This window comes from Streptomyces graminilatus, assembly GCF_001418565.1.
GTDB classification, from domain to species: domain Bacteria; phylum Actinomycetota; class Actinomycetes; order Streptomycetales; family Streptomycetaceae; genus Streptomyces; species Streptomyces graminilatus.
The window spans coordinates 1-10,118 of sequence record NZ_LIQQ01000266.1; the positions used below are offsets into that span (position 1 = coordinate 1).

At 70.2% G+C, this 10,118-nt stretch carries 9 protein-coding genes and 2 pseudogenes; 2 read left to right on the plus strand and 9 right to left on the minus strand.

The annotated features are described in order from the left end of the window. The 3 genes from AOK08_RS22315 to AOK08_RS22325 all read right to left on the minus strand — a co-directional run. On the minus strand, nucleotides 1-835 hold an 835-nt coding region (locus AOK08_RS22315; RefSeq protein WP_157876755.1), incomplete at its 3' end, for a glycosyltransferase family 87 protein. Continuing rightward, nucleotides 832-2,235 carry a polyprenol phosphomannose-dependent alpha 1,6 mannosyltransferase MptB gene (mptB, locus tag AOK08_RS22320; protein WP_055529036.1) on the minus strand — a complete coding sequence of 468 codons (1,404 nt, stop codon included), beginning with the start codon at nucleotides 2,233-2,235 and terminating at the stop codon, nucleotides 832-834. The genes mptB and AOK08_RS22315, both read right to left, overlap by 4 nt. Nucleotides 2,236-2,663: 428 nt before the next feature. Continuing rightward, complete coding sequence (locus AOK08_RS22325) at nucleotides 2,664-3,602, minus strand: LysR family transcriptional regulator (protein ID WP_055529044.1); 939 nt, start codon at nucleotides 3,600-3,602, stop codon at nucleotides 2,664-2,666. A 157-nt stretch (nucleotides 3,603-3,759) separates the two neighbouring features. On the opposite strand from AOK08_RS22325, the gene AOK08_RS22330 reads away from it, so the two are divergent. After that, a complete protein-coding gene (locus AOK08_RS22330) occupies nucleotides 3,760-5,013 on the plus strand; it encodes an MFS transporter (protein ID WP_055529047.1) in 1,254 nt (417 codons plus the stop codon). 93 nt (nucleotides 5,014-5,106) lie between these two features. Next, nucleotides 5,107-5,706, plus strand: coding sequence for a cysteine hydrolase family protein (locus AOK08_RS22335; RefSeq protein WP_055529049.1), 600 nt, complete (start codon nucleotides 5,107-5,109; stop codon nucleotides 5,704-5,706). Nucleotides 5,707-5,886: 180 nt separating this feature from the next. On the opposite strand, the pseudogene AOK08_RS22340 reads toward AOK08_RS22335, so the two are convergent. From AOK08_RS22340 to AOK08_RS43525, 6 genes and pseudogenes are all read right to left on the minus strand, one after another. After that, nucleotides 5,887-6,138: pseudogene (locus AOK08_RS22340) on the minus strand (Tn3 family transposase); the annotation flags it as partial. Nucleotides 6,139-6,519: 381 nt separating this feature from the next. Beyond that, nucleotides 6,520-7,545, minus strand: coding sequence for a hypothetical protein (locus tag AOK08_RS22345; protein ID WP_055529051.1), 1,026 nt, complete (start codon nucleotides 7,543-7,545; stop codon nucleotides 6,520-6,522). A 215-nt stretch (nucleotides 7,546-7,760) separates the two neighbouring features. Continuing rightward, entirely contained in the window at nucleotides 7,761-7,961 is a 201-nt protein-coding gene (locus tag AOK08_RS48730) for a tyrosine-protein phosphatase (RefSeq protein WP_338400146.1), read from the minus strand. A gap of 175 nt (nucleotides 7,962-8,136) precedes the next feature. Then, on the minus strand, nucleotides 8,137-8,763 hold the full coding sequence (locus tag AOK08_RS22350) for a class I SAM-dependent methyltransferase (RefSeq protein ID WP_055529053.1): 627 nt from the start codon (nucleotides 8,761-8,763) through the stop codon (nucleotides 8,137-8,139). Nucleotides 8,764-8,876: 113 nt separating this feature from the next. Then, nucleotides 8,877-9,824 carry a glutaminase gene (locus AOK08_RS22355; RefSeq protein WP_055529055.1) on the minus strand — a complete coding sequence of 316 codons (948 nt, stop codon included), beginning with the start codon at nucleotides 9,822-9,824 and terminating at the stop codon, nucleotides 8,877-8,879. A gap of 160 nt (nucleotides 9,825-9,984) precedes the next feature. After that, nucleotides 9,985-10,118 (minus strand): annotated as a pseudogene (locus AOK08_RS43525) (aspartate ammonia-lyase); the annotation flags it as partial.

The window sequence follows — 10,118 nt, forward strand, 5'->3', positions numbered from 1 at the left end:
GGCGGGCCCGCCAGACCCAGACCCCCAGCACGAGCAGGACCACCACCAGCCACACGGCACGGCTCGGTTCGCCCGACTCGGTCAGCCGCGCCAGCACACCCTGGAGCGACTGGTTGGAGATGTACGCCGCCTTGCCGACCCGCTGGGTGTCCCACAGCGCCTCGGTCCAGTAGAAGCGGGAGGCGTCCGGCGCGATCAACGCCGCGAGCACGGTGGCCGCCCCGGCGACAGCCGTCGCGACCCCGGCGGCCCGCCGCCGCCCGGCGAGCAGCAGCAGCCCGATGAAGAGCGCGGGGGTCAGTTTGACGGCGGCGGCGAGTCCGATCCCGATGCCCGCCCAGCGGGTCCGCCCGGTCGTCAGCAGCCAGGCGTCGGTGAGGACGAGGGCCAGCAGTACGAGGTTGACCTGGCCGAGGCTGACGGTGTCGCGGACGGGTTCGAACAGTGCCAGCGCGCAGCCGGTCAGGGCCCAGCCGTACCAGCCGTGCCGGCGCAGCGCGGGTCCGGCGGTCAGCCACACCACCGCGCCGAGCGCCGCCAGGTTGAGGAGCAGCGCGACCGTGGTCGCGGCCCGGAGCCCGAGCATCGCCATCGGCAGCATGCTGATGGCCGCGAACGGCGGATAGGTGAACCCGCAGGTCGAGCCGGGCAGCAGGTAGTCGTACAGCCGGCCGCCGTGATTGGCCCAGTTGTCGATGCTGCCGTAGTAGACGCGCAGGTCGAACCAGCCGCGCAGCAGGGGCACGGTCGCCGTGAACACGGTCACGGCGGCGGCGAGGGCGAGCACCAGGAGCAGCCGTTCCCGGTCGGTGCGGGGCAGTCTCACTCGGGTCATACGGTGCTCTCCCTCAGGGGTGTGCGAGCCGCCTGGTTGACCTGCCAGAGGACGACCACGGCCAGTACGCCGCCGGAGACGGCCAGGACCAGTTCCCCGGTCCCGGCGGGCGCGCCGCTCGGCAGGGCCAGAAGCGCGACGACCCCGGTGACGGCGGCGAGGCGGTGGCGTACCGAGGTGCTGGGCGCGGCGGCGGCGATGAGGAACAGGGCCCACAGGGCGTACCAGGGCCGGATCGCCGGGCCGAGGACGACCACGACGGCCAGGCTGAGGCCGAGCGCGTAGAGCGGGCTGAGGCGTGGGCGGCGCAGCCAGATGAAGGCGATGGCGAGGACGGTGAGCACGATGCCGAGCAGATGCCAGGCCGGGACGGCGAGCGGCGCCAGACCGCTGCCGGCCTTCGTGAGCACGGAGGCCGTGGCGCGGCCGAGAAGGCTGGTGAGGGCCCAGTTCTGGGGTGACACCGGGGTTTTCAGGGCGCGGATCCAGCCGTATCCGGTGCCCGTCAGCGCGGTGACGCCGACGGTGGTCACGGCTGCCGCGCCGGCTGTCGTCAGTACCGCCCGCGCCGGACCGCGACCCGCGCGGATCTGGAGCACCACGACCGCGGCGAGGCCGAGGACGGCGGGTGCCTTGACGAGGGCGGCGAGCGTGACGAGTACGGCGCCGAGGACCGGCCACCGGCCCAGCGCGGCCACCAGGCCCACACCGAGCAGCCCGAGCATGATCGCGTCGTTGTGCGCGCCCGCCACCAGGTGGAGCAGGACCAGCGGGTTGAGGGCGCCGAGCCAGAGCGCGGCGGCCGGGTCGGCGCCGCTGTGCCGGGCGAGGCGGGGCAGGGCCGCCGCCATCAGCGCCACGCCGAGCAGCGCCACCAGCCGCAGACCGAAGAGGCCGGCCGGGATCTGACCCCGGGTCAGTCCGGAGAGCCCGGACGCGACGGCGAGGAACACCGGGCCGTAGGGGGCGCCGGTCTGCTGCCACATCGGGGCGACCTCGGCGGCGAGCGGGCCGCCGAGCAGGTCGGGCCCCTGCGTGTAGACATCCATGTGCGCGTCGACCATCGCGCCCTGGGCGAGATAGCTGTAGACGTCCCGGCTGAACAGGGGCGGGGCGAGGAGCAGCGGGGCCGCCCAGACGACGAGGACCAGCATCAGGGACCGTACGGTGGGCGGCTCCGGGCCCCTGACCAGTCTGCCGAGCAGGGTCCAGGCGGCTATCAGCAGGACGACACCGAAGTAGACGCCGACCAGGCCGAGCGCGGCCTGGTCGGTGGAGGGCGCGATGAACTCTTCGACGGGGAGGGCTCCGGCGGTCTCACCCCCGAGGGCGAGGCACGCGGTGCCGAGCAGGCCTATGGCCTGGCAACTGGAAAGGTCGATCGGGAGACCCTTGGCCAACACTCGGCCAGGTTGGCAGCGGTGGGTGGACGGGGGACTACGGGGTGTTCTCGGGGCGGAGGCCTTCGCGTTACCGGTGGGTGAGCGCTTTGGGTGATTCGTTCAAGTTCAGGCGGGCGGGGGCTTGCCGCGCGGGCTGCGCGCGCTCCTCGGATGCGGGCGCTTGCGGGAAAAACGCTCCGAGAGACGCTCGGTCTGCCCGCGTACGCCGACAAAGGGACGGGCGGACGTTGAGTGCCCCTCGCCCCTCGCGTGCCGCAACGAGGGGTACGCGGGCGATCTGCCGTGGGAATTCCTTTGACGCCTTGAAGCACCGGTCGTGGCACACAGCGGCTGCGCTTCGAACGCGACATCGCCCCGCAGGGAACGGCCACGGAAGACCGCCTTGCCTCAAGGGACCCCGCTCCACATCCCGTTCCCGGAAACGGTCAGCCCCGAGGAATCACCCAGCCCGGCACCCAGGTCCCGGCGGCGTCCTGGCCGACAGTCGTGGCGGCGAGATGGGCGCGGAGGGTGGCAAGCGCTGGATGGGGGTTGTCTCGGTGCCAGAGGAGCGAGTGCGGATAGACGGGCGTCGGGTCGGTCACCGGGATACGGCGCAGACCGTGGTCGGCGGGCCAGATGAGGCGGGTGTGCTCGCCCATGAAGGTGGCCAGGGCGGGAGTGTCGGCGATGGTGTCGAGGAGTGCGTCGGAGCCGAAGTTGGGGCCGGTCACTTCGATGCTGAGGCCGAACTCGGCGACGAGGTCGTCGTAGTAGGCGCCCCACTCGGTACCGGGGGCGATGCCGGGCATCCAGATCCGGTGCCCGGTGAGTTGGGCGACGGTCACCGACCGGGCACCTGCCAGTGCGTGGGCGGGGCCGGTGAGGAGTTGGAGAGGCTCGTCGAGCACCCGGACGGAGGCGATGTCCCCGGGAAGGGGCCGGGCGGGCGCGGCGACGGCGCGGAAGGACGCGTCGATCGCACCGGAGCGGATGGCGGTGACGGCTGTCTCGATGTCGAACAGCATCATCACGTCGAGGTCGATCTCGGGGTGTGCGCTGTGGAAGCCGCGCATCAGGCTCGACTGCGCGCTGCGCGAGGCGATCACGTCGACGCGCAGCGGGCGGTGGCCCGGGCGCACGGATGCACCCGCGCGCTCGGCAACGCGCAACAACTCGCGTGCGTGGGGCAGGAACGCCTGCCCGTCGATGGTGAGCTCGGCGCCCCGGGGGGCCCGGGTGAACAACCGCACACCGAGGTCGTGCTCCAGCGCGGCGATGCGCTTGGAGACGGCCTGCTGGGTGATCGACAGGTCGGTGGCGGCTTTCTGGAACTGGCCCGCTTCCGCGACGGCTACAAAGGTGCGTACTGCTTCGAGGTCCACGCCGACCCACCTTAGTGAACAACTGATGGTTGTGGATTGCTGGCAGTTCAGTTGTTTGACCTGCCATTGTCCTGACCGCTTACCTCTCATTGGTCAACGCCGGTTTGTTCGGGTGGGACATCAATTCAGGTGGGACATCAAGGGGAGTGCGCTGAGCATGGTGGGCAGGAGACGGTTGGGTCGGCAGTTCGGCTGGCTGTGGGCGTCATATGCGGTGAGCACGTATGGGTCCGGGCTGGGATTCGGGGCGTTGCCGCTGATCGCCGTACTGGTGTTGCATGCCGGACCCGCCGAGGTTTCCGCGCTGTCCGCGGTGGGGCCCGCGGTGGGCGTGCTGATCGCGGTGCCGCTCGCGCCGTGGGTGGAGTTCCGGCGCAAGCGCCCGGTCATGATCGCGATGGACCTGGCCCGGTTCGCTGCCATGGCGACGATCCCGGTCGCCTACGCCTTCGGATGGCTCAGTCTCGTCCAACTGCTCGTGGTCTCGGCCGTGGTCGCCGCAGCCAAGATCGCCTTCAACGCGGCCAGCGGCGCTTACCTCAAGGCCCTCATCCGGCCGGACGACCTGCTCGTCGCCAACGCGCGGTTCGAGTCCACGAACTGGAGCTCCATCGCGGTCGGACCACCGCTCGGCGGGGCGGCGATCGGCCTGTTCGGGCCGGTCACCACCGTGGTGGCCGACGCGCTCAGCTACCTGCTCTCCGCACTGGGCATCACCGCGATCCGCGAGATCCCCGACCAGGAAGAAGCACCGCGTACGACCGGCAAGGGCCCGCTCCTGGCGGGGGCGCTGCTCGACGGCTGGCGACACATCATGGGCCACCCCGGTCTGCGGCCGCTCTACCTCAACCACATGCTCGTCGCCGGTCTGATCATGGCTACCGAGCCGCTGCTGGCCGTACTCCTGCTTCGCCAACTCGGGTTCCCACCCTGGCAGTACGCCCTCGCCTTCGCCGCTCCCTGTCTCGGCGGTCTCATCGGCTCGCGACTGGCCCGTCGTGTCGTGGTCCGCTTCGGCCGGCACCGGGTTTTCCGGACCGTCGGCACTCTGCGTGCCATCTGGCTGATCGGCCTGGCGTTCGTCCGTCCCGGCGTCGTCGGTCTCGTCACCGTGATGGCCGTCGAGCTGGCGATCATCATCAACATGAGCCTCTACAACCCGGTGCTCGCCACCTACCGGCTCGAACACACCCCCAGGCATCTCGTCGCCCGCACCCTTTCGGCCTGGTCGATCGGTCAGCAGGCATCCATCGCCGTCCTCACCGCACTCGCCGGGCTGCTCGCCGACGTCACCAGTCCACGCACCGCTCTCACGGTCGCAGGACTGCTCATCCTGACCACGCCACTCCTACTTCCCCGACAGGACCAGTCCTCGCAGCACAAGCCGGAACTGTCCCGCAGCCACTCATGAGGCACCACGACTTGCCACCTGCAGGCCGCGGCCGGTCCGCCGGTGCGCGTCCGCGTCGACCTGGCACACCCACCGGTTAAGGAGAACACCCGCGTGAGCACTGCCCCCGTGCTTGACCCCACCCACACCGCGCTTCTGGTCATGGACTACCAGCCCGCGATCCTGGCCTTTGTGCCCGAAGGCGAGGACCGCAACGCCCTGATCGGTCGCGTGGAAGAGGCCATCGCCGACGTTCGCGCGCATGGCGGCACCATCGCCTACGTACGCGTCGGCTTCACCGAGACCGACTGGGACGCGATCCCGGCCTCCAACAAGTCCTTCGCCCCGCTGGCCCGACACCGCGTCATGCACCACGAGGACCCCGCCGCCGCCATCCACGAGCGTCTGGCTCCCCGGGACGGCGACATCGTCGTGCGCAAGATCCGCTACGGCGGCATGTCCACCACCGAACTCGACCAGGAGCTACGCGAGCGCGGCATCACCACTCTGGTCGTCTCCGGCATCAGCACCAGCGGCGCCGTCCTGTCCACTGTCATCGACGCGGCCGACCGCGACTATCAGCTCTACGTCCTGTCCGACGGCGTCGCCGACCCGGACACGGAAGTCCACAACGTCCTGCTCCACCAGGTCTTTCCCTCACGAGCCCACATCATCGACACCACTGAGCTGCACACCCTGCTCCGGGCTGAGTGACTCGAACCAGGAGCCGATCCCACCCACGGCCGCCGCACCCCCAGTGCCGACCCAGCAGCCCGGAGCTTCACCACCGCCCACCGCATCCGCCGCCACTGCCCCCAGCACCCCACGAGCCGGTGACCAGTGCGAACGTCACCGCCGGGATAGCCCCGGCGGCGAATGCCACCCCCAGCGGGCTCACGCCTCTTCGGCCGAGTTCGGGTTGCGCAGCGGGCGCATCCCGCCGGGCAGGTAGGGCAGGTAGGGCAGCTTGAACGAATACCGGCCCAGCATGTTGATGTGCTGCCGCACGAACGGGGAAAGCCGGGCGACGTCCTCGTCGCGGACGTCGAACCCGTCCCACCGCAGCTGGTTCCCCGCGGCGTCCGTGTAGCGGGTATTGAAGAGCACGAGGGCATTGAGGACCAGGTCGAGCGCGCCGAGCTGGTCATATCCGAACCAGTCCAGCTCAGCGGCAGGTCCGCCTGCGGGCCGTCGTTCACCACGGAAAGCAGTCGTGAGAAGTTGGGTGAACATCGCTGATCTTGCTCATCGCGCCATCATCCATGGCGGCCGACATGAGCGGTGGGCCTCACCGAGGGACGAAACGCAGGCATGGGCCGGTCGGGCACCGTCAGAAGGTGCCTACGTTCGTCCACTGACCCTCGTGGAGGGGAATGCGGGCTCACCTGCGCGGGAACTCCACGCGTCGGAGGTCACGTTCCTGCAGGTCAACAAAATCCGTCGGTTGTCCGGGACCCTGAGCCTCGCGGACACCCGGCGTCACGGCATGCCTGCACCGTGACGCCCCGGCTGCACACTGCGGACGGGCTACGTCATCAACTCGGTGTGCGGATGCTCGGGCTTCGCCGGGCAGACGAACAGATGCTGCCGGTAGCCGCTGCCTATCTGGACCCCGGTCGCGTTGTAGCCGCGGTGGCCGGGGTACGGTCCAGCACCTGGGTGGGGGTGCGGAGACCAGCTGTTCCCGGCGTCGTCCCCTTTCTCGAACGTGGCGACGGTCATCAGGACCTCCATGCCGGTGCCGCACTCGGAGCAGGGCTGCGGCCTGGGGTCGGTGGAGTTCCAAGCGGGCCAGCCGCCGACCTTCCAGCCGGGTGCGTTGGACAGCACACAGTCGTAGTACGTGTCCGGGTCCATGTCTTCCTCTGCTGCCTGCGGCACACTCCACTGCTTGAGCTGCTCCTGCAGTTCTTCGCTCAGCTCCAGATGGTCGGGGTACTCGGTGATCTGCTCCGGTTCGAGCACGCACGGTTCCGGTAGATAGCCGTCGAACTGCACTGCGGGCGGCTCAGGGGGTGTGTCGAGGATGTCGGTGACAGCGGCTGTGGAACGCCAGAAGAGCAGGGTCCTGGGCATGATCGGATGATCGAAGGGGCACCACAGAACCTGCAGCAGGTCCTTACCCTCCGGCGGGCTCAGATCGGGCACATCCCGTACGTACAGCTGCGCGACGGGCAGCATCGCTATGGGGCCGTCGTACGACTGGATCGCCAGCCTCACCGGATACGTCCGAGGGGGCCGGATCCGCTCGAGAGTCTCCCGTTCCTCCGGAGTCAGGTCCCGGCCATGCGAGGCGGCGAAGATCCGTCGTTCCAGCCGCAGATCCGCCGGGGACTGGGCTGGGTTGATGCCGTCCACCACATGCGGTTCCTCGCAGTGCGGCCACGCTTCCTCAGCGGGCCACAGCAACGGCCCGCCGATCGAGCTGTCGTGCCACGTCGGCGCCCCAGGGCGGGGGTGCAGGCGAGTCGCCGTGCGGGCCAGCGGGGCCAGTTGGGGAAAGACCGCGACGACGTCGATCGGCCGTGGCGGAGTGACAGGAGTGACATTCATGGCCGCAATCTTGCCAATCGCCTCTGACAACGGCCCTCGTGGCCGCGCCACGAAGAGCTCCGACACAGGCGCCACCCGGGATGCTCGTCCTCGGCGCGCTTGGTCTTCGGGAACGGATTGAGCAGGGGGCGTCCGTGCATGTCGCGGTGGTACTCGTAGAAGCTGCGGACCACCGCTCGCGCGCGCCGCCGGGTGCGGGGCGCGTAATTCTCACCTCAGGAACACTTCTCAGGTCCACGACCGTACGCACCCAGAGCGTCCAGTGACCGCGCTCCCTCGGCCGTCAACTCCCCCAACGCACCGGAGCGGTAGAGCACGCCTCGGGGCAAGGTGCCGACCCCGCCGGCGTCCCGGAAGCTCCTCACACCGGCAACTGCGGCTCGCACCGCGCCGCTTCCCACCTCGTCGACGATCACCTCGCCGCGCTACCAACCGCCCTCCGCACGCCACCACCTACCGCCCCGGCCGGCCACCCCCGTCCGGCCGGGGCTCCTCTCCAGTAGGACGGGACCGTGCGGTCAGGGAAGTCTGTTCGTTCACCACGCCTGGTGGCGGGGCCCGTGAAGTGGCTGGTGGATGACGGAATGGGGTTCAGGCGGCGGGGCGGGAATGCACGCTGACGGCGTAGCCGCCGCCTGGAATGTAAGGGTCGCCGGCCCAGGTGGCGAAGCGCTGCCGCAGTGTCAGTCCGGCCTGGGCGCACCAGTGGTCGAACTCCGTCAGCGTCACTGTCGGTTCGGGCAGCGGGAGGTGTTCCGCGTCCAGTCCCATGCCGGTGATCAGCAGTCCGCCGGGGCGCAGTACGGCGGCGAGTTGCCGTACGACAGCCGGTTCGGTACCGGGGGCCAGCAAGGGGATGACGTTCCCGGCGGCGAGCGCCAGGTCGAAGCCGGGGTCCAGACCGAGGCTGTCCAGGTGTGCCAGGTCACCGTGGAGCCACTCCTGCGCGGGGGCGTCGCGGTGGGCGACGGCGAGCATGGAGCGGTCGACGTCCACGCCTGTGCAGAGGTACCCCAGCTCGGCGAGCCGGATCGCGACCCGGCCGGTGCCGCAGCCGGCATCGAGCACCCGGGCTGCGGGCTTCAGCAGCGCGTCGCAGAAGGCGGCCTCGCCATGGATGTCGTGGCCCGAGTCAGCGAGCCGTGCGAACCGCCGGGCGTACTCCTCTCCGGCCTGTCCGCCTGTCAGTTCCGCCCAGCGGTCGTGTTGGCTGCTCATGGTCTGCGGACCTTCCGGTGAATGGTGAATAGCGCGAGGACGGGATCACCGTGCATTCTTCCTGGCCTCCGTCGGTGGCCCGGCGCGGGGCGCGACCCGGCCAGGTCGACGGATCAGAAGACCGACACGCCTGTCAGCGTGGTGAAGCGGTCCAGAGCCGCCACCCCCGCCACCGAGTTGCCCCTCTCGTCGAGGCCCGGGCTCCAGACGCACAGGGTGCAGCGGCCGGGGACGACGGCGATGATGCCGCCGCCGACTCCGCTCTTGCCGGGCAGGCCCACCCGGTAGGCGAAGTCGCCCGCCGCGTCGTACGTACCGCAGGTCAGCATGATGGCGTTGATCTGTTTGGCCTGGCTGCGGGTCAGGAGACGGGTGCCGTCGGCCCGGACTCCGTGGCGGGCCAGGAAGCCGGTGGCGAGGGCGAGGTCGGCGCAGGACGCCTCGACCGAGCACTGGCGGAAGTACTGCTCCAGCAGGCCGGGCACCGGGTTGGCGATGTTGCCGTACGAGGCCATGAAGTGGGCGAGGGCCGCGTTGCGGTCGCCGTGGGCGGATTCCGAGGCGGCGATGTCCTTGTCGAACGTGAGGCCGGGATTGCCGGACTCGGTGCGCAGGAAGTCGAGGAGTGCGCCGGCCGCGTCCCCGGTACGGGTGTGCAGGCGGTCGGTGACGACGAGGGCGCCCGCGTTGATGAAGGGGTTGCGCGGGATGCCGTTCTCGTACTCCAACTGGATCAGCGAGTTGAAGGGATTGCCGGAGGGTTCGCGGCCCACGTGCTCCCAGAGTTCGTCGCCCTCGCGGGCCAGGTCGAGGGCGAGGGTGAACACCTTGGTGACGGACTGCGCGGAGAACGGCTCCCGCCAGTCCCCCACCCCGTACACCGTGCCGTCCAGTTCGGCGACGGCCATGCCGAAGCTGCGGGGGTCCCGCGACGCGAGCGCCGGGATGTAGTCGGCGGGGCGTCCGCGGGCGGGGGCGCGGGCGATCTCCTCGGCGATGCGGTCCAGGACCGGCTGGAAGGTCGGAGGGGAGGGCGACAGGGCGGGTTCCACGATCGTCATTGTCTCTCCGGGCCGGTTCTGGTGCGTGTTCGCTCCGCTGGGAGGGCAGTCGTGACACTTCGGGTCGGTGGGGGCTGGTCGCGCCCACGCGGCGGAGCCAGCCGTATGTCGATACAGCCCCGCGCCCCTGCAAGGGGCGCGGGGCTGTATCGAGGACCGCTTACCTTGCCGCGCCCGTGCCGGCCACGATCTCGGGGCGGAGTAGTTCCGTGAGTCGTTCGGCCGGCAGCAGGCCTTTCTCCAGGACGAGTTCGGCGACGCCACGGCCGCTGGCGAGGGCTTCCTTGGCGATGT

Excerpts from the sequence above, each read along its gene's own strand:
- AOK08_RS22345 (WP_055529051.1), bottom strand. The coding sequence starts at position 7,545 with ATGAATGTCACTCCTGTCACTCCGCCACGGCCGATCGACGTCGTCGCG.
- AOK08_RS22355 (WP_055529055.1), bottom strand. The coding sequence starts at position 9,824 with ATGACGATCGTGGAACCCGCCCTGTCGCCCTCCCCTCCGACCTTCCAG.
- AOK08_RS22330 (WP_055529047.1), top strand. The coding sequence starts at position 3,760 with ATGGTGGGCAGGAGACGGTTGGGTCGGCAGTTCGGCTGGCTGTGGGCG.
- AOK08_RS22350 (WP_055529053.1), bottom strand. The coding sequence starts at position 8,763 with ATGAGCAGCCAACACGACCGCTGGGCGGAACTGACAGGCGGACAGGCC.